Genomic DNA, 17,872 nt, shown 5'->3' on the forward strand with positions numbered 1-17,872 from the left:
CAGATTAAACGCTTTTTGAAAAATTAATATTCTCCCGGATATCTGAGATTATATAGAAAAGGAAGCTGCAGAATGACAGCTTCCAGAGGGTGAATTTATTTAAGTGAATTGATGGCTCTCTCCAGGGTGGAAGTAACACTGATCCTGTCGAATGAGATTCCCAGCTGCACTGCCGTCTGGGCAATTTCTGGCCGGATGCCTGATAAAGTGCTCTTCACGCCAATCAGTGTAAGCGTCTCTATCAGCTGAAAAATCTGATGGGCAACCATAGTGTCAATCATGACCACCCCCGACAGGTCGATGAACAGATGGTTAACCTTTTTCTCATTGCATTCGAGCAGCGTGTGCTCAAGGATGAACTTGGCTCTTGCCGTATCGATATCGCCTACAAGCGGCAGCAAAGCTGCATTATTATTAAGCGAAATGACCGGCGAGCTGAGTTCATTGATCATTTCCTGGCTGGCCTTGAGTCTGGCCTCAGAAAATTTATGGTTTTCCTGTGTGAACCAGGTCATCACCTTGCTGAACGCCTTGATGATCAATCTGTTCCAGGTGTTGATCTGCTCCTGAGTATACTTGCCTTCATTTTCCCCGGTAAATTTTCCAACCAAATCAAGATACTGTTCCTGGGTGTTAAAGAACTCTCTTAAAATAAAGTGGACTGGAGTGCTCAAGTGCTCTTCATCCTGGGCTATAGAAAGGATCCACTGCTCAAATTCATGGAAAAACTGATCTTCATCCATGATAAAAATTTTGCAAAAATGCTCGTGGAAATCATGATTTTGCTGCTTGATTGTACGAATAACATTTGGATTGGTCGAGCTGTATACTCCTTTTGGATCACTTTTGTCCAAAGAAGCATACCAGTCTTCTGTTAGCTGCCATGTTTTATCTACTAAGTATTCATGTAAATCTTCATTTCTATGCATAGCTTCCCCTGAGACCTCTCTATTTAAGATATTTTTCCTTTACTATTGTAGCATTTCTGCTTACAAGGGTCATCTTTTAAACTGCATTGGAAAGTTAATTCCTTTCAGGCATTCCTGCTTTTGTTGAGCATCTCTTTAAATGCCCAAATACTGTTAAAAAAAGAGGGTTCGCAGCGGCCATTTTCTTCCCAGCTCCATGAAGCCGAGAGGATCGAATGGGCATATCCCCAGCTGATCAGCTTATCCCTTTCCAGGCCGGCTTTCTCAGCGAATAGGTTAATCCTTTTTGAGATGATAGATTCAGCATTTGTTTCAGGCAGCCGGTTGAGAAGGTACTGTATAACATCATATTCCTTTTCCCCGATCAGCCCTTTTGGATCGATGATGATCCAGCCATTTTTCCCGCCATTCAGGATATTATAGTGATGCAAATCTCCATGAAGAAGGAAATTGTCTGCTGTATTCCTTATGTTCTCAGCAAATATGCTGTTTGCTTCATTCAGCATTGAAGCTGTTATTGGTCCCAGCCCTTCCGGATTTTCACGGAGAATCCGCTGAAGACTTTGATGCCGCTCCTCCATCCCAGGCAAATCAGACGAATCCTGTGCAGGAACCCAAAGGTTCTTCATCAGATTTGCGGCAATCCCAGCGGCTTCTTCGTCGTCTACAACTCCAGCGAGTGTTGAACCTGGGGACACCTTTTCAAGGAGGAGAATGCCTTTTTCCACGTCAGCTTCAAATATTTTCACGACGCCCGGCCCTTTAAGCTGCTCCAGGGCATACGCCTCTCCTTTTGATTCCCCGCTGGGTACGGAGAGTTTCAGAACTGCCTCTGTTCCATTTGCCATGATAACGGGCGCCGCAAAATTATAGGAAAGCTTATAATACTCCCCTATTTTAAGCTTCCACCGCCGCTCGCATTCTTCTATTAAATCATCAAAGTTAGAAAGCCATTGTATGCCTTTCTCTTTATGTACATTTATAATGGTTCTTTTAAACGCTTCTGGCAAGTCCATTAAGAAGATAGCCTCCCTGATTTGAAGCTTTTATAAAAAGATTTGACGGCGTCTGCAGCCTGGAAGGGAAACTGCAGCCAAACATACGCATGCAGTGAGTCGGGGATATAGGTAATGTAATGTTCCCGGATAAGGGAAGAAAAATGCTGGATGCTTTTTTCCGCCAGTCTGTTTTCAGACTCCTCCTGGCTAGGCAGAAAAAGAACAGGACAGCTGATTTTACAGTAATAGTCTTCCAGCCTGATATCCCAGCATGACGAAATAAAGCCGGCTAGGACATTCTTTGTAAAGCGATTCGCGAAGTGTCCGTTTACTTTTTGTTCCATCGTGCTTCTTATAAATGTTTCTGTATGTCTGTTCCAGATTTTAGCTTCCTTGAATTCTCCTTTCATTGACGAAAGATACTCTTCAGCTGACGAGTAAACAAGCTCTTTTTCATTATAAATGCTTGCCAGGAGCTCTGTTCTTTCTATCTCTGCCTCTTCTTTTGTTTCTTCCAGCAAGCTGTATTCACCCCAGCGATCATATAAACCGCCTTCGCAAACAAGCGACTGGACCATTTCGGGATGGGAGGCTGCGATGCTGAGCCCCACTTCTGCCCCCATGGAGCTTCCAATGATATGGCAGCATTCAATGCCTAATTCATTTAAAAGCAGGATGATATCATCAGCCATTTCTTCAATATGGTAGCCGCTTTCAGGTTTTTCCGATTTACCATGTCCCCTCATATCCGGTGCAATCACACTATAGTCTGCAGAAAAATGCGGTAATATTCCATGCCATGCCTGCCATGTTCCTCCGCTGAAATGCAGGCACAGAATGACTGGTTTTTCAGAAAGACTATGAGCCACATTCAAACTTATACCATTTGGCAATTGAACTCTTCCTTCCTTCATGACAGTCCCCTTTCCCGTTCTATTCTCGAATTAGGGTAAATCCCCATTCAACCTTAATGATTATTTTAAACTTTCTGTAATCAATTTCAAATCAATAACCTCTGCTGAATATGTCGATTTATTATTCAATCCCTCCTCTTGCCTTCCCCTCTAGATTCCGGTAATATATGTATATTAATTTACCGGAAGGGTGACAAAAGGGCGATGAACAACTAATTCTTTTTAGAAAATGTTCGTAATTCATTTATACGATTCTTTTCTGGATAGGATTGGTGCATCCCTTTTGTTACAGTAAGCAGAATCCCTCTGCTCTGCTTTACACCCAAGGAGCCTCCTGACCAGAAAAAGCCAGGAGGTTTTTTTATGACAGAAAATATGCTTGCAGAAAAAGCAGGCTTCGGAGCGCTGTTTCAAAATCGCGTTATCAGAACCATCCTGCTGTCCGTCTTTTTCCTGCAAATCGGGATCTGGGTCCGTAATTACTCAATCCTTCTTTATGTAATTGAAAAAACAAATGAAAACCCGGTAGCCGTGTCTCTTATATCAGTCGCCGAATTTGCGCCGATCTTCCTGTTTTCTTTTATCGGAGGGACATTTGCAGACAGGTGGAGGCCGAAAAGGACTATGGTATGGTGCGATTTATTAAGTGCTTTGTCCATATTTGCGGTGCTGCTGACCTTGCTCTTCGGAAGCTGGAAAGTGATCTTCTTTGCGACGCTTGTTTCTTCGATCTTATCCCAATTTTCCCAGCCTGCCGGCATGAAGCTTTTCAAGCTGCATGTACCGGCAGAATTGGTTCAGATGGGAATGTCTATTTACCAGACTGTATTTGCGCTTTTCATGATTCTTGGACCGATTATCGGAACCTTTGTCTATCAGCGTTTCGGAATCATGACAGCCATTGCTGTTATGGGTATAGCTTTTATCCTCTCTGCCCTCATTCTGCTTATGCTGCCAGCTGACAGGGAATTGGATGAAACATCTGAAAGAAAATCACTGTTCCAGGAAATGAAGGATGGCTTCCGCTATGTCTGGAGCAGCAAGCCGCTTACCCTGCTCGGAGGCTGCTTTGCGGCTGCCGGCCTTGCTATCGGCCTTACCCAGCCGCTGGGCGTCTTTCTCATAACTGACAGGCTTGGCCTGCCAAAAGAGGAGCTGCAATGGCTGATGACTGCATTTGGAGCCGGCATGATACTTGGCGGAGGCATTACTATAGCTCTTTCCAAGAAGGCTCAGCCCCAGCTGCTTCTTGCGCTTGGAATGGCAGCCAGTGCACTCGGCTTTATAGGAATGGGGCTGTCCACCGCTTTCTGGCTCACACTTGCTGCACAATTTTTCTCCGGACTGTTTATGCCGTGCATCCATATCGGCATTAATACGATGATTCTTCAAAATACAGAAGAAAACTTTATCGGCAGGGTCAATGGCATCCTGAATCCCCTCTTTATGGGAGCAACCGTCATTACCATGTCGATGTCCGGCTGGCTGCTCAGCAAGCTTTCCATCGTACTGATTTATGAAGCTTCAGCTGTGCTTTTGGCGGTTGGAATTCTTATCCTCCTGCCAATCATGGGCAGAAGCTCCGTTAAATCCGGGGTGAGCGAAAAGATTTAATATCAGCTTGAGGCGATTTAGCCTCAAGTTTTTTTTCTTTTTAAAAAGATGAAATGAATTCCAGGCAGATTGGCAATACTACCCTTGTGCTTAACAGAAAGGCGGCACTCTGATGAGAGATAACTTAAGGAGGTTTATGATGGGAATTTTAAGCGGCAACCCGAAGGAAGAACCGCTGCATTATGGCGAAGTATTTAGTATCTGGTCCTCCCAGCTTGCAGGAAATGCAATGATTGCAGGTTATCAGACCATGATGAACCATGCAGGTGACGATGATCTTAAGAAGCTGTTGACTGAAGCGATTGAACTCGGCAAAGAAAATCGCAGGCAGGTAGAGGAATTGCTGAAAGAAAATGGAGTAGGCCTGCCGCCGGCACTGCCTGAACGGCCGGATGCCTGCCTGGATGACATCCCGGTTGGCGCAAGGGTTTCCGATATGGAGATAGCGGGAACACTTTCTGCTGATATTGCAGCAGGTCTTGTTGCCTGCAGCCAGGTTATAGGTATGTCAATCCGTGAAGATGTAGCTATGATGTTTGGACAGTTCCACATACAAAAAGCCCAGCTTGGCGCCAAGGTTTTGCGCCTGAATAAAGAAAAGGGCTGGCTGATCCCTCCTCCCCTGCATCTGTCTAAAGGGAAGGACTGCTAACTGCTAATCCAGTTCAGCTGTCCAGATTATGAGCTTTACTTTACTAATAAAATCAGTCTTGAGCCGTATAAAAATACAGCCGGGGCTGATTTTTGATTTCTGCAGAATTTCTTACACTAATAATAGAAAATGAGTGATAAGGAAAACTCTGATATGGCCGATAGTTAAAATACGCTTGTTTGCTCTGAATTGTATTTCCAGGGGTTATGCTTGATCGCGCTCTGGCTGCTGTTTTAATCATTGTTTCTGAGATGGAAATATTGTTTTTAGAGCTTCTTTAATAAACATCTGTTTTAGCATGATCAGCTGAGTGTCATTCAGGCGTTTCTTCCTTATTGCCGCCTTCACAAAAGCGAATACTTCCTTTTCTCCTGACTAGTCAGTCCGGCTGGCAGTCTTCTTGACATGGCATTATCCCAGGTTGCTTTCCTGGTTACATCTGCTGCTTTCCATTACTCGCCATCTCTATGACACTGCTGAAAATCTTGCTTAAACAAAGCGAATAGACTAATTTTCCCTTAGATTTAAAGGAGAATATTGGAAGTGCACCGAATATTGATAGAGGTTCCTCAGGTCAGCATGAGAGCCTTTTTATAATTGGATAAAGGATGATACTTATGAAAACAGAAATTCTAGAGAAAAACAAAGAAAGCTGGAACCTTTCAGCAGAGCGCTTTTTTGGCCGAAATCCGCTCCCTGAGTATGGTCCCCTGGCCCCTGTGGAAGATGAACTGAACCTGCTTGGCGACCCTGCCGGGAAAAAGGTGCTGGATATCGGCTGCGGCAGCGGGCATTCTCTTCTCTATATGGACGGGCGGGGTGCGGCCGAGCTTTGGGGCATTGATTTGTCGCCGAAGCAGATTCATACGGCACAGCAGGTGCTCGGCGGTGCTGCAGCGCCAGTAAGACTTTTTGAATCCCCTATGGAGAATGATCCGGGGCTCCCTGATCAATATTTTGATATTGTCTATTCCATCTATGCTCTCGGCTGGACAACGAGCCTCGAGGAAACGCTGGGTAATATCCACAGGTTTTTAAAGCCTGGCGGCACTTTCATTTTCAGCTGGGAACATCCATTTTTCAGCAGAATCAGGAGCAAAGATTCTTCCATTATTATCGATAAGCCTTATCACGAAGAAGGCATTTATAACCATGAGGGATGGAATACGCCTGCTTTTATGCAGCAGTATAAGGTAAGCACCTATATCAATGCGCTGGTCAGCCAAGGCTTTATAATCGAGAGAGTCATAGAAGAAGCATGTCTATCAGAGGAAGACAGGAAAAGGCACAGCAACCGCTGGTATTCCTATGAAAAAGCCCAATATCTTCCGACAACTATCATTATTAAGAGCACAAAAGCTATTTAAAGGATAAGAGCCGGGTACGCCCATAAATCTTACTGCTTCATATGCATCATCTTCACCGCTGCTTTGTATAGTCTTTTGTAACTATATGGGATTAGGAATGATTAATGCGGAAACCGGCATGAATTATGGCAGATATGGAAAGATTATTGCCGAAACAGGCCCGATTATAGGCATATCAGGAATGATTGTGAAGGTATCCGGAATGATCGTCCTTAATTTTGATGTAATCTCTTTAAAAGTCGGGCGAAGCAGCTTCTAGATGTAATGCTCACCCTTCATTTTAAAGTCTTCCCCCTAAAATTGATGCCATTTTCCAACGGAACAATGCAATCCCTGTATCAATCCTCCCCTAACCCCTGCTGCGCCAAAAAGTCCATACAAAATTGTATGGACTTTTTTTCTAAATAAAAGCGGCTGCTTATGTTGTCTTGCTCTGCTCCCCGGGAACAGACAAGTCCCTTTCTTTGAAGCTGCCTGCCAGATAATCGATAATTTCCCTTCTTCGGATCAATCCTATGAATACGCCGCTGTCGTCAGTAACAGGGACAAAATTCTGATTTAGTGATGAATTAATGATTTCTTCCATCTCACTGCTAACTAGCACTGGCTCATATGATCTATGAAGCGGCACATCCTTCAGCATCACTCCCTGGATCTCATTAAAGTCGACCCTGCCCATGCTTTTGAGCTTCCATAACAAGTCTCCTTCTGACAAGGAACCTACATACTTTCCTTCTTTATTTAATATCGGAAAGGTTGTATAACGGTGATACTCCATTTTTTCCATGGCTTGCCTCATTGTCCAATGGTCGTAGACAAAAACCAGTTCATTTTTAGGCAATAAAAAAAACGCGATATTCATTACAGCTGATTCTCCTTCTTCTTATCAGTGAACACCTGCAGCATTCAATCCGGCTTAATGGTTCCCTTGGGATTATTGGGCACAAACTGTCCCTTGGCAATGAAAATGCCTAAACAGCCACATTCCCTTTCTTCCCTGAAAACAGCCGCTCTAAAACGTACGCAGATAATATACAGCACAAAAAGACCTATCCTGGCTCCAGGCAGCTTCTGCAAATTTGGATGCAAGGGTGCTGCTCATTAGGCGGTCTAAAATGACCTCACTCGCTTTAGCCGACGAAGTTAGCTGACGGGCAGGATGGCGAAAGATCATTCTCATCCCTCCTGCTTCCTGCAGGATTAGCCCCAAAAATTGGTTCCTCCGCTCTCAATATGAGATTAAGCCGATTCATTTTTCAGGTGTTGAAATAATTTTACTTCCAACTTTCCGTATAAGCAAATTTCTGCATATCCCTTTTTTTATCTGACTTTCAGCATTCTGCAAAAAAATGAGTGAATCCTCTATTCTACAAAGACATCAACATGTTTTCAACCCGTTTATTTCTTTTTTTATTTCTTTTTTATTTTCCGTTGACAGCCATTAAGTTCGTGAGTAAGATAAGGCAGAACAGGATTTATTATTGGAAATCATGACTTAAAAATCCGGTTTCTCCTCCTCTGTTTTTGTATAAAACAAGAGGATCTGAGAATAGGAGAAACCATGATGGAATGCATGCATTATACCTTTTAAACACCACAGCAACGGGAGGATTTATGGGAAACACTTGCCGATATGTCATTAATGCAGTTGGAAAAGGCGGAGAAACCTACTATACGCAATGCAAAGATAAAAAAGAAATGGAAGAATGGATTTCTGAGCATCAGGACCGGATAGTGATGGAGGAAATCAAGGTGAAGGACAAAAATAAGCATCCGCTGCTGAAGCTGTTTTCAAAATAAAGCATAACACCCTATAGACTTGTACTGATAGAGAGCTTGCTGAAGCTCTCTATTTTCTACCTAGCCATTCTACTTTCATTTAAGCAAACATTGCCGAAGAAGTCTGGAAATAATCATGGGGAATGGCAAGGGAGGGGACCGCTGGATCCCCTCCCTTTTTCATTTTCAGTTTGCTTTCACGCTTCCGAGAATCGAGATCATTGTCCCGTAAACCTCTTCTGATTCCTCCTGGTTCACATAATGAATGGTGAATCGAAGCAGCTTCCCGTCTACATTTTTGACAATGATGTTTGCCTGGTCAGTTTTGTTATGTGCGTGCAGCACCATCATACTGTCTCTATAAAATGGAAGCTGTACTGGTTTCATTTCTTCAGGCTTGCCAATCGTCCTAAGATATTCCAGAGAATTTTTCTTTACTTCATCCATTGCTGATTTTCCGTCAAGAACTTCCACCCTGGCAAAATACCGGCTATTCTTCCCATATTCCAAAAGGAAGCGGCGCGGCTCTTCTGCATGAAATGTGTAACCTTTCTTGGGGGAAACGGACAATTTCACCTTTTCAGCATCATATGAAGCAATACTGCCTTTATTGACTGACAGATTCTGCCCTATTAGGATCAGGTCGCTCCTCAGTCCGTTTATTTTCTTGAGTTCAGCGACACTGAGACCGTATTTTTGTCCGAGTCTCCAGAGTGTGTCTCCTTTCTTCACTGTAATCTTTCCGGGAACCTCCAATCTGCTGCCTGCATAGATCAAATCGCCCTTTAATTTATTGAGATGCTTCAGCTGTCCGACTGTACTGCCATATTGCCTGGCAATGCTATAGAGAGTGTCCCCTTTTTTGATCGTATAAAACTCTTCAGCAGATGCAGTGCCCTGGCTGAATGTCAGAATGCCAAGGATGACAAGCGCTGAAGCAGCCAGTTTTTTTACTTTTTTCATTTTAGAATCCCCCTTCTGTCAATCTTGTTGTATTTTGCCTTCACAACAGATTAGACGGGGAGAACAAAGAACCGTTTCAGGGGGACAAGCCCATTTTGGTTAAAGCATGATATCTTTTTATACGGCTTATATTTTAAGTACGGAATGTATTTTCCAATATTGACGCAGGTTATTATCAAACCGCAGAACTTATATCGACTATTCCAGTTCCCTGGTTTCTTTTCAGAAGGATGGCAAATATTTCATTTAGGACTGAGTTCTTTTTCAATAAGATGTTTTTTTGCAGAAGAAAGATTAGAGAGTAATTGCCGGGGTAAAAGTATCTTAGCTTCTCATTTATTAAGTGCTTTTCGCCAGACTTCCTTTGTATAAAGGAGGATTGGCGGGAGGTGATTAATTTTTGAGAAAGGCGTACAGCATAAAAGATCTGATAGCTTATCTGGATATGAAAGATTATCCGCTGTCTGAGGAGGCCATTCTGGATCTCATACAAAAACGGAAACTCCCCCATCAAAGACCTTTTGGCAGCATGATCGTTTTTGATCTGGATCATATAGACTGGTGGGTAGACCATCAGCGCAGCAATGGTTAGCTGTCAGCAGGCCCCGCTCTCTAAGAGCGGGGCTCAGTTCTGTTCACTGGGATCGGAACTTCGCAGCTTTTCATAGAGCACTTGGAAGCCATATAAAAGGACTGCTCTGAACTGCTGAAGCAGGATGAATTGCTGCTTAGTCATTTTTTTGAGAGAAGCAATTCCTGCCCACTCCAAAAACCGGACGCCTGGGAATGCATATAAAATATGAAGGACAAAATTGACGATCATATATAAACCAAACTTCCCGTACATATACTTCAATACCAGAAAGGACAAAACGAAATAAGGTCCGATAACAAATGGTACATCTCCTCTTATCTTAGGATGGATACTGGATTGGAAAACCCACCACTTGCGTTTTGCTGCAGGTATATTCATGATCGCTGCAATGGTACATACGAATATAGATGCCGGAAGAAATCTTTTAAAAGACCTCTTTCCTATCAGGGGAATACTAGCCCAGGAAAGAAGCATCATCACAGCCAAAAGCAGTCTTTGCCGTTTCATATAAGCACCTCTTTTATGGAACAAACTATTTTGCGCCTTCCAGTTTACGTACCCATTTATAATACTGAATCAATAAAAAGAACAAAATTGGATCAGCAATGGCAGCATGCCACAGCTTCCACCACCCGTAGTGAAAATATCCCCACGGCTCAGGTAGCAAAGTGCAATATTCGTAAAGAAGAATGGCTATCACCCAGAAAACTACATAAAATATCCTTGTCAGTCTATCAGATCTAAAAGGATAGCGGCTGAGAAAGAGGACATTCACCGGGGGAAGCAGCAGTGTGTGTGCCAGCAGTCCGCCAATATCAGGATCCAGGCTGAAATACCAGTATCCATGGAGCTTAAATTCTATGATAACGTCAAAGGTTTGCTGAAATGCAATCGTAAATGCCCATATATGCAGCTTCTGATTGCCAGTCAGGGTTTTGCCGAACTTTACAGCTGCGATATTAAAAATGATAATTGAAATGATTAGTCCTGCCATATCTTTTCCCTACTTTTCAATCAGCAGGATTCTGCTTTTTTTTATTATAGCATTGTTAAACTTTGTTGTTGATTTTGGGCTCATTTCAGCTGTACTGAAATGCGTGTAAAACAGACTTTCACACGAATGAGCCCAAAATCAACAAGGTACACTAACATAGCCTTTATTATAAAATCTCCTCATTGGCGGCAGGTTATTCATGTGATGTTCAGATAGAGCCTTTCACATTCTGCAGGCTCTTTCCCCGTAAAACTTTACAAATCATTGTCCCCTCATATCGCATACTCTCGTAAAAATGAGCATATGGTGAATTGAGGTGAATTTCATGATAAAAGTTGTAACAGTAAACGTTAAACATTACAAAGATCTCATCTACCTACTAATCGCGGCCGCCGTTTTCCTCTTTTCTATCATTATCTACACTCAATTCAGCTCAAAGTCACTGGAGCGCGTCATGAGAAATATTGAAATCAATGAACTGCTGACTTATTTTATCAGCTCGGCCAATCATTCCTTCGCTCCTGACAGCGATCCTTTCACATTTGAAAATGTGACAGATGCCTTATTTTCCCTTGCCACTAATGTAAAGCCTACGGATGCCCGTACCTTTCTCGGTACAGAGCTTCCCGGCCTTGTTTATTTTGATACAGAAATAGTGGTTGCCGGGGAAGGAACAGATCTTTCCACCCTTCCATTTGAATCAGCACCTCCAGCAGAAGTACTCATGAATGAGCGTGAAGTTGCAGAAGAAAAGCTGCAGCAGCCTGTGGCGGACAAGCCGGCACAACCGGCCAAAAAGCCTGAAAAAACAGATGTGCTGATATATCATTCACATAATATGGAGGCCTTCCTTCCGCTGCTGAAAAATACAAAAGACGCCAATAAAGCCGTAACTTCAGATGAACGGGCCAATGTGGTCGGACTGGGCAGCAAACTTTCAGATGCACTCCTGCAAAAAGGGATCGGAGCATCCCAGGATAAGACCAATATTAATAAAGAATTGCTTAAGAGAGAGTGGACCTACTCTTCTTCCTATAAAGTATCCAATGAAGTTGTCCACGCTTCTGCAGAAGCAAATCCAAATTTGAAATATTTCATAGACATCCACCGCGATTCTGCCCGGAAGGATAAAACGACTGCGACGATCAACGGCAAAACCTATGCACGTCTGTATTTCATCGTCGGCAAGGAAAATAAAAATTACCAGGCCAATCTGGAATATACAAAAAAACTGAATGCGAAGGTTGAAGAAAAATACCCGGGCCTCAGCCGTGGAGTATTCTTAAAGACAAAGCTTGAAGGAAACGGGGTATATAACCAGGATATATCCAACAGAGCCATTCTGGTAGAGCTTGGCGGGGTCGATAATAATCTGGAGGAACTCCACAGAACAGTTGATGCTTTATCTGAAGCTTTTGCAGATATCTATTGGGACGAGAACGGCGGCAGCAAGGAGTAATCCGCCGCGAACAGAGAAAAGCCGCACTTCTGAGGTGCGGCTCTCTTTGTTAGGTACTGCTCTTTTTGAAAGTCCAGTTGACAAGAAAAATCCCGAGAAAAATAAGTGCTCCTCCGGCATAGACATACCAATGGACAGCTTCCCCCAGCAGAAGCCATCCGGACAGCACGCCAAAGAATGGGGCAAGGAAAAGGAAGGCACTCGTTTTCCCCGGATCTCCTTTGCTTAATAAATAAAACCAGACAGCGAATTGGACAATAGATGCCATCAAAGCGAGCCATACAACAATGAAGATTGAAAGCGGAGTGATGTGCAGCTCAATCTTTTCCATGGTCAAGCTCATAAGCAGCAGGACGATTCCTCCGAAAAGAAGCTGATACGCTGTTAAAACCCAGGTATTGAATTGCCCTCCCCACCTTTTAATAAGCAAGGTCGCGATTGCCCATGAAAAAGCTGCCCCAAGACCGAGCAGGGTGCCTGATTCCAGCCGAAATTGAAAGCCAAGTGTCAGGATCACACCCAGAAATCCAGCAATGACGCCTATCCATTGAATCTTTGTATATTTTAGGCCGAAAATGATCGTGCCCAGAACAACAACAATCAGCGGATTACTGAACGTAAGTATGGATGATTCCCCGGCAGTGATGGTCCTTAAGCTGAGAAAAATACACCCCATCACCCCTGCTGTCTGAAACAGGCCGATCGAGAACACCTTCAGCCAGTCTGGCAATGCACTTGGCCGCGGCTTCCGCTGTACAATGACTGCCATCAGCACCCCGGCAATGGTAAAACGAAGCCCTGTCAGCATAAGGGGGGAAATATAATCAAGTCCGATTTTACCTATAGCAAAGGACGATCCCATAAGAGAGGTTGTCAAAAGTACCAGCAGCATATAAGTGAGGCGGTTCATATCAGCATCCCCCTGTTAGTATTAACTCTATGTACACTTATCTATTTTACAGGCAGACAGGCAGACAGCGTCAACAAATCCGTTTGCCGCCGGCGTAAAATAAGCAGGACCCTGATTTCTGGTCCTGCTGCATTTAGCGGAGTGCCTTCTTGATATTTTTCAAGTATGCCGAACGGATGAATACATAATAAACCAGCTGAATCAGTAAAAAGCTTCCCAGCACAAGGGCTGACTCCTTGAAGAGCGAGGTGCCGAACATATTCTGCATGCTGGTAAGAGCTACAGCACCGTGGACAGCGGCAACGCCTGACGGTACAAAAAACAGGAGCCCGATCTGCACTGAAACCACTTTTGACAGTTCATCATCCGTTAGTCCAATCTTTGCAATGCGGGAAAATTTCTTTTTATCCTCATCAAGATCGCTAAAGAGCCTGAAGTAAAGAAAGCTCCCGGCGGCAACAAAAAACACTGCTCCGATAAATAGGCCGACAAATAGGATGGCCCCATACCCTTGAACAATCTTATCCATTTCATGAGCTAGCGGAAAAAAGCTGTATTCTTTTCCAAGTCTGCTGATCGGAAGCTCTTTCGCCAGTTCTTCCCCGATATCTGATGTGCTTTTCCAATCTTCTGCATCAAAAATATAAAAATGCTGTGTTTTGGCAGAACTTCGCAGCGCGGCAAACTTATTGTCTGATACAACATAAAAGCTTTCATATGAAGGGAACGCAAATGATTGTGTATTTCCAGCTATGGATATGGGCTCCCCGCTTTCTTTAAGGGTCAGATTTGTTTGTTTTTCTTTTTCAGCAGATGTTTTCATAGGTATTATTTTGATTGCTTTGTCTCCTTTAGGATCTACTGCTTTCCCGCCTGCCGCTCTTGCTATCGGGTTATATTCAGAACTTTTCACAAACATCGCCTGACTGTCGCCGACAGTCTGGTAAAGCCCTTTTGCTCTAAGTTCGCGATAGGAGATCCCCTCTTCATTAAGCCTAGTCCGGATGAGCTCAACCTGGGATGCTTCCCTCTCGTTTCCTGCATAGCTGCTGTAGTCAAAAGCAAACGGATTCTCCTCCTGGACTGCCTTGGTCATAACTGTCCTGAAGCCGACCAGTGCACCAATGGCTGAAAATGCCACAGTAGATACAATCGAAACAATGAAGAAGGTACGGGCGTTATCCTTCATCCTGTAAGCTAAATCAGAGAAAAGAAGCAGATTCGTCTTTTTGAACAGGATTGATGGATTCTTTTTTAAGCGGCCGATGATATACACGCTGAGCTGTGTAAAGAGAAAATAAGTCCCGATGATGACAACAGTGCTGACCGGCACCAATGCCACGCTTACATAAACCCCCTTCACCCTGAGCGCAGTAATATACCCTGCGGCAAGAAGCAAGGCAGATAGCAGGGCAAGCAGGCTGGAAGCGCGCGGTTCAGGCTTTGGAGCAGCGCTTCTTTTAATAAAAGCTGTCAGCTGATTCCCCCTGAACATGGAAACTGTGAAAAATGAAATAACTGCGAACAGCAGGACAAAAGCACCCGCTGTAAGGCCCAGCGCTTCAACAGGCATATAAAAAGGCAGGGACTTTTTTAAACCGAGTACATTTTCAGCTGCGAGCAGGATTGCCTTGGCAAGCACCATGCCAGTTCCGATTCCTGTCAGAATTGAAACCAGTCCGATCATCATGTTTTCCACGAAGATCATCTTTCTGAGCTGCATACCTGTCATTCCATGCATAACCAGCAATCCGAGCTCCTTTTTTCTCGATTTCAGGAATGCACTCATGCTGAAAAGGACAAAAAAGAAGGAAAACACATATATAACTGCTTCGGCAAAATGCAACCCGGTTGAAACATGCCCGCCGATCCCTTCTGTTTTAAGGCCCGGATGGAAGGCAAAAACCGCATAGACGAAAAATACCATGACCGAAAAGGCGCTGCTCAGCAGATAAGCAGCATACAGCCGTTTATTGCGGTGCACATTCTTAAACGCGAATTGACGAAAGGTCATGTGCATTCCCTCCCAGTATTGAAAGCATATCAATGATTTTCTGGAAAAAGGCCTGGCGGCTGTCTCCCTGGCGGATTTCATTATAGAGCCTGCCATCCTTGATAAAGATAACCCGGTCACAATAACTGGCAGCCAGGGCATCATGGGTGACAAGCAGCATGGTGGTACCGTCATTCCTGTTTATGTCTGACATAGTTTCCATCACATCGCGTGAAGCCTTTGAATCCAGATTCCCTGTCGGTTCGTCTGCCAGCAGGAGCTTCGGGGTATGAATGATGGCCCTTGCAATCGCCGCTCTTTGTGCCTGTCCGCCCGAAATTTCATAGGTCCTTTTGTTCATGATCGGCCGGATGCCAAGCTTGTCTGCGACCTTTTCTGCTTTCTCTTCCATTTCCCTGACGCGTACCCCTTCCAATGTAAGAGGAAGCATCATATTTTCTTTCACAGTCAGCGTCTCAAGCAGATTAAAATCCTGAAAAACAAAACCAAGCTCTCTCCGGCGGAATTTCGCAAGATCCCTTTTCTTCAGCTTGTTCGGATCTTTTCCTTCTATCAGGATTTCGCCTGATGTTGGAGAATCAATCGTGGATATCATATTCAGCAGTGTAGTCTTTCCGCTGCCTGAAGGGCCCATGATCCCAGCGAACTCCCCTTTGCTGATTTCCAGGCTGAGTTCTGACAGTGCCCGGTAAGAAACCTTTCCTGTATATACTTTACTTAGCCGATTTATCTGAAGCATCTTCATTTAATTTCTCCTCTCCTTCTTCTGATGCTTTAATAGTAAAGGAGAGAGATTGCTTCAGCTATCGAAGTTCCTTTCACGAGGCTTACAATCTTGTAAGATGCTGTTCGGCTCATTGAACAGGAAGCGAACAGCAGTGCCCTTTCCTTCTTCGGACTCCAGCTCCAGCTGAAATTGAAGCTTCATGCTGATTTCTGAAACCAGATACAGTCCCATTCCTGTAGACTCCGGGAAACGGCGCCCGTTTTCGCCGGTAAAGAAAGGCTGGAAGACACGCTCGATATCACTGGCCGGTATTCCATGCCCGCGGTCCTTCACTTCAAGGATGACAGTTTCTCCTTCCTGCCAGAAGGAGATGGTCACCTGTTGATTTGTACCTTTTGAATATTTGATGCTATTTATCAGAATCTGGGAGACTGCGAACTCGAGCCATTTTTTGTCAGAATGGACAATAAGATCAGCTCCAGCTGCAATTTCAGGATAAACTTCATTCCGGATGAACAAGCGCTTGTTCTCCTGCACCAGTTTCACAGCCAGCTCCCTTAGCCTGACAGGCTCTGCATGGAAATCATGCTCAAAAGATTTAAGCCTTGCATTGTACAGTACTGTTTCCAGACCTTTTTGAATTCTGTCCGTCTCTTCCCTGATGTTTTCACGGCTTACTTCGTCCTCACCCTGCAGCAGCAGTTCTATGACAGATAGAGGGGTCTTCATTTGATGCACCCACTGATTCATAAAGATAAGATGTTCGTTTTTATCTCTTTCCCATTGCGCCAGCTTGTTCTCATAAAGCTGGTATTGATTCAGCAAAAGCTGATCAAGAGCTTCTGCCATCGGATAGAAGCCTGTCGCAGAAATCGATTCATCGAGAGCCGCAAACGGATTAGTGAGCCGTGCATAATATCCCTTCATTCCTGCATAACGGAAAACCAGATAACCGCCGAGCAGGCAAAGCCCCAAAAAAACAGTATATAAGCTTACCTTTATGTCCCGGAATCCTGCCATACGATAGATAATAAGCACAGAAAAGAGCATGACAATATGGAGAAAGATGACCCCTGAATGATCCTTAAAAAAGAGCTTAAACACCAATCAGCTCCTTTTCCAGGTATTTTGAAGCAGATAGCCTGCTCCCCTGACGGTCTCAACCGCTCCGGTTATAGATATTTCCCTGAGCTTTTTTCTTACTCTGTTCATATTGACATTCAATGTGTTTTCATCCACATAAGCCTGATCATCCCACAGCTTTTCGAGCAGCGCTTCCCTGCTGGCAAAGCGGGGATATCTTTTCATCAGAATTTCCAGGACCGCACACTCATTCTTTGTGACCGAAGCCTGCTTTTCCTCAAAAACAAGCAGGAGTCTTTCAGGATAAAGGATAAGTCCCTCAGCTTCAATCTGCCGTTCCTTCACATTCAATGCATATTCCCCATATGCCCTCCTAAGATGGCTCTTGATTTTAGCCAGGACGACCTCATAATGAAATGGCTTGGTTATGTAATCATCGCCTCCATGCTCTAATGCCATAATCTGGTCCATCTCACCCGCACGGGCTGAAATGAATATGATCGGGCAGGTGGTCAACTGCCTGAGCTGGCGTGTCCAGTAAAAACCGTCATAGCTCGGCAGATTGATATCCATCAGGACCATCGCAGGCTGCTCTCTTTCAAAGCATTTAACTACCTCATCGAATTCCGTGCATACGGCCGCTTCATAGCCATACTTCATGAGATGCGACTTCAGCAGATCTGCTATTTTCACATCATCTTCCACAAGCAATATTTTGTGCATATCCTCTCTCCTGTTTACAATAAGTTTGATTTAATTTTAACAGCATGATGTTTTCTTCTGAATATAGCCGCAGACACACTTTCAGCCCTCATTTTATATGCTGGAAGAAGATATATCTGCGTTTTAAATAAACATTAAACCCGATCTTACC

Annotated in this window: 19 protein-coding genes and 1 riboswitch; of the genes, 7 read left to right on the plus strand and 12 right to left on the minus strand. The window is 44.0% G+C overall.

What is annotated here, in order from left to right; genetic code table 11:
• Positions 1-95: 95 nt before the first annotated feature.
• The 3 genes from Q9R36_RS18575 to Q9R36_RS18585 all read right to left on the minus strand — a co-directional run bounded on the left by Q9R36_RS18575 (position 96) and on the right by Q9R36_RS18585 (position 2,841).
• Positions 96-929 carry an STAS domain-containing protein gene (locus Q9R36_RS18575; RefSeq protein WP_009793355.1) on the minus strand — a complete coding sequence of 278 codons (834 nt, stop codon included), beginning with the start codon at positions 927-929 and terminating at the stop codon, positions 96-98.
• 104 nt (positions 930-1,033) lie between these two features.
• Complete coding sequence (locus Q9R36_RS18580; protein WP_311225692.1) at positions 1,034-1,945, minus strand: aminoglycoside phosphotransferase family protein; 912 nt, start codon at positions 1,943-1,945, stop codon at positions 1,034-1,036.
• A complete protein-coding gene (locus tag Q9R36_RS18585) occupies positions 1,945-2,841 on the minus strand; it encodes an alpha/beta fold hydrolase (protein WP_311225693.1) in 897 nt (298 codons plus the stop codon). Before Q9R36_RS18585 ends, Q9R36_RS18580 begins: the two co-directional genes overlap by 1 nt.
• A 363-nt stretch (positions 2,842-3,204) precedes the next feature.
• Between Q9R36_RS18585 and Q9R36_RS18590 the strand changes: the two genes are divergently transcribed.
• The 4 genes from Q9R36_RS18590 to Q9R36_RS18605 all read left to right on the plus strand — a co-directional run bounded on the left by Q9R36_RS18590 (position 3,205) and on the right by Q9R36_RS18605 (position 6,733).
• Complete coding sequence (locus tag Q9R36_RS18590; protein WP_022543980.1) at positions 3,205-4,455, plus strand: MFS transporter; 1,251 nt, start codon at positions 3,205-3,207, stop codon at positions 4,453-4,455.
• A 139-nt stretch (positions 4,456-4,594) separates the two neighbouring features.
• Entirely contained in the window at positions 4,595-5,107 is a 513-nt protein-coding gene (locus Q9R36_RS18595; protein WP_094767687.1) for a DUF3231 family protein, read from the plus strand.
• A gap of 617 nt (positions 5,108-5,724) precedes the next feature.
• The gene (locus Q9R36_RS18600; protein ID WP_129612651.1) at positions 5,725-6,474 is read left to right on the plus strand and encodes a class I SAM-dependent methyltransferase; all 750 of its coding nucleotides are present in this window, start codon (positions 5,725-5,727) and stop codon (positions 6,472-6,474) included.
• A 97-nt stretch (positions 6,475-6,571) separates the two neighbouring features.
• Positions 6,572-6,733: a hypothetical protein gene (locus tag Q9R36_RS18605; RefSeq protein WP_165352594.1), complete on the plus strand. Its 162-nt coding sequence runs from the start codon at positions 6,572-6,574 to the stop codon at positions 6,731-6,733.
• Between the two features lie 159 nt (positions 6,734-6,892).
• Here Q9R36_RS18605 and Q9R36_RS18610 read toward each other — a convergent pair whose 3' ends face one another.
• Positions 6,893-7,336 (minus strand): CBS domain-containing protein, encoded by a 444-nt coding sequence (locus tag Q9R36_RS18610; protein WP_009793348.1) that lies wholly within the window; start codon positions 7,334-7,336, stop codon positions 6,893-6,895.
• Positions 7,337-7,591: 255 nt separating this feature from the next.
• Positions 7,592-7,730: riboswitch (cyclic di-AMP (ydaO/yuaA leader) on the minus strand.
• 358 nt (positions 7,731-8,088) lie between these two features.
• On the opposite strand from Q9R36_RS18610, the gene Q9R36_RS18615 reads away from it, so the two are divergent.
• A complete protein-coding gene (locus tag Q9R36_RS18615) occupies positions 8,089-8,274 on the plus strand; it encodes a hypothetical protein (protein ID WP_035402415.1) in 186 nt (61 codons plus the stop codon).
• 165 nt (positions 8,275-8,439) lie between these two features.
• Here the strand turns inward: Q9R36_RS18615 and Q9R36_RS18620 are convergent, their stop codons facing one another.
• The gene (locus tag Q9R36_RS18620; protein WP_129612650.1) at positions 8,440-9,216 is read right to left on the minus strand and encodes a LysM peptidoglycan-binding domain-containing protein; all 777 of its coding nucleotides are present in this window, start codon (positions 9,214-9,216) and stop codon (positions 8,440-8,442) included.
• 400 nt (positions 9,217-9,616) lie between these two features.
• Here Q9R36_RS18620 and Q9R36_RS18625 point away from each other — a divergent pair, with 400 nt between their 5' ends.
• On the plus strand, positions 9,617-9,808 hold the full coding sequence (locus tag Q9R36_RS18625) for a hypothetical protein (RefSeq protein ID WP_022543984.1): 192 nt from the start codon (positions 9,617-9,619) through the stop codon (positions 9,806-9,808).
• Between the two features lie 33 nt (positions 9,809-9,841).
• On the opposite strand, the gene Q9R36_RS18630 is transcribed toward Q9R36_RS18625, so the two are convergent.
• Both Q9R36_RS18630 and Q9R36_RS18635 read right to left on the minus strand, forming a co-directional pair.
• Entirely contained in the window at positions 9,842-10,318 is a 477-nt protein-coding gene (locus Q9R36_RS18630; RefSeq protein WP_311225694.1) for a hypothetical protein, read from the minus strand.
• A 25-nt stretch (positions 10,319-10,343) separates the two neighbouring features.
• Positions 10,344-10,805, minus strand: a complete 462-nt coding sequence (locus tag Q9R36_RS18635) for a hypothetical protein (RefSeq protein WP_129612649.1) — start codon at positions 10,803-10,805, stop codon at positions 10,344-10,346.
• 325 nt (positions 10,806-11,130) lie between these two features.
• On the opposite strand from Q9R36_RS18635, the gene spoIIP reads away from it, so the two are divergent.
• Entirely contained in the window at positions 11,131-12,264 is a 1,134-nt protein-coding gene (gene spoIIP / locus Q9R36_RS18640) for a stage II sporulation protein P (RefSeq protein WP_050767291.1), read from the plus strand.
• A 49-nt stretch (positions 12,265-12,313) separates the two neighbouring features.
• Here spoIIP and Q9R36_RS18645 read toward each other — a convergent pair whose 3' ends face one another.
• From Q9R36_RS18645 to Q9R36_RS18665, 5 genes are all read right to left on the minus strand, one after another.
• A complete protein-coding gene (locus Q9R36_RS18645; RefSeq protein WP_009793339.1) occupies positions 12,314-13,174 on the minus strand; it encodes a DMT family transporter in 861 nt (286 codons plus the stop codon).
• 133 nt (positions 13,175-13,307) lie between these two features.
• Positions 13,308-15,188, minus strand: a complete 1,881-nt coding sequence (locus Q9R36_RS18650) for an FtsX-like permease family protein (protein WP_311225695.1) — start codon at positions 15,186-15,188, stop codon at positions 13,308-13,310.
• Complete coding sequence (locus tag Q9R36_RS18655) at positions 15,163-15,927, minus strand: ABC transporter ATP-binding protein (RefSeq protein ID WP_035402406.1); 765 nt, start codon at positions 15,925-15,927, stop codon at positions 15,163-15,165. The genes Q9R36_RS18650 and Q9R36_RS18655 overlap by 26 nt, the downstream gene beginning before the upstream one ends.
• Before the next feature lie 60 nt (positions 15,928-15,987).
• Positions 15,988-16,965: a sensor histidine kinase gene (locus Q9R36_RS18660; RefSeq protein WP_396137126.1), complete on the minus strand. Its 978-nt coding sequence runs from the start codon at positions 16,963-16,965 to the stop codon at positions 15,988-15,990.
• 57 nt (positions 16,966-17,022) lie between these two features.
• The gene (locus Q9R36_RS18665; RefSeq protein ID WP_009793335.1) at positions 17,023-17,721 is read right to left on the minus strand and encodes a response regulator transcription factor; all 699 of its coding nucleotides are present in this window, start codon (positions 17,719-17,721) and stop codon (positions 17,023-17,025) included.
• Positions 17,722-17,872 lie beyond the last annotated feature (151 nt).

Source organism: Bacillus sp. AG4(2022) (genome assembly GCF_031844465.1).
Lineage (GTDB): Bacteria > Bacillota > Bacilli > Bacillales > Cytobacillaceae > Bacillus_AB > Bacillus_AB infantis.

Bases quoted from the DNA above. Each gene is read 5' to 3' on its own strand.
- Q9R36_RS18575 (WP_009793355.1), bottom strand. From the start codon at position 929: ATGCATAGAAATGAAGATTTACATGAATACTTAGTAGATAAAACATGG.
- Q9R36_RS18580 (WP_311225692.1), bottom strand. From the start codon at position 1,945: ATGGACTTGCCAGAAGCGTTTAAAAGAACCATTATAAATGTACATAAA.
- Q9R36_RS18585 (WP_311225693.1), bottom strand. From the start codon at position 2,841: ATGAAGGAAGGAAGAGTTCAATTGCCAAATGGTATAAGTTTGAATGTG.
- Q9R36_RS18590 (WP_022543980.1), top strand. From the start codon at position 3,205: ATGACAGAAAATATGCTTGCAGAAAAAGCAGGCTTCGGAGCGCTGTTT.
- Q9R36_RS18595 (WP_094767687.1), top strand. From the start codon at position 4,595: ATGGGAATTTTAAGCGGCAACCCGAAGGAAGAACCGCTGCATTATGGC.
- Q9R36_RS18600 (WP_129612651.1), top strand. From the start codon at position 5,725: ATGAAAACAGAAATTCTAGAGAAAAACAAAGAAAGCTGGAACCTTTCA.
- Q9R36_RS18605 (WP_165352594.1), top strand. From the start codon at position 6,572: ATGATTAATGCGGAAACCGGCATGAATTATGGCAGATATGGAAAGATT.
- Q9R36_RS18610 (WP_009793348.1), bottom strand. From the start codon at position 7,336: ATGAATATCGCGTTTTTTTTATTGCCTAAAAATGAACTGGTTTTTGTC.
- Q9R36_RS18615 (WP_035402415.1), top strand. From the start codon at position 8,089: ATGGGAAACACTTGCCGATATGTCATTAATGCAGTTGGAAAAGGCGGA.
- Q9R36_RS18620 (WP_129612650.1), bottom strand. From the start codon at position 9,216: ATGAAAAAAGTAAAAAAACTGGCTGCTTCAGCGCTTGTCATCCTTGGC.
- Q9R36_RS18630 (WP_311225694.1), bottom strand. From the start codon at position 10,318: ATGAAACGGCAAAGACTGCTTTTGGCTGTGATGATGCTTCTTTCCTGG.
- Q9R36_RS18635 (WP_129612649.1), bottom strand. From the start codon at position 10,805: ATGGCAGGACTAATCATTTCAATTATCATTTTTAATATCGCAGCTGTA.
- spoIIP (WP_050767291.1), top strand. From the start codon at position 11,131: ATGATAAAAGTTGTAACAGTAAACGTTAAACATTACAAAGATCTCATC.
- Q9R36_RS18645 (WP_009793339.1), bottom strand. From the start codon at position 13,174: ATGAACCGCCTCACTTATATGCTGCTGGTACTTTTGACAACCTCTCTT.
- Q9R36_RS18650 (WP_311225695.1), bottom strand. From the start codon at position 15,188: ATGACCTTTCGTCAATTCGCGTTTAAGAATGTGCACCGCAATAAACGG.
- Q9R36_RS18655 (WP_035402406.1), bottom strand. From the start codon at position 15,927: ATGCTTCAGATAAATCGGCTAAGTAAAGTATATACAGGAAAGGTTTCT.
- Q9R36_RS18660 (WP_396137126.1), bottom strand. From the start codon at position 16,965: ATGCTCTTTTCTGTGCTTATTATCTATCGTATGGCAGGATTCCGGGAC.
- Q9R36_RS18665 (WP_009793335.1), bottom strand. From the start codon at position 17,721: ATGCACAAAATATTGCTTGTGGAAGATGATGTGAAAATAGCAGATCTG.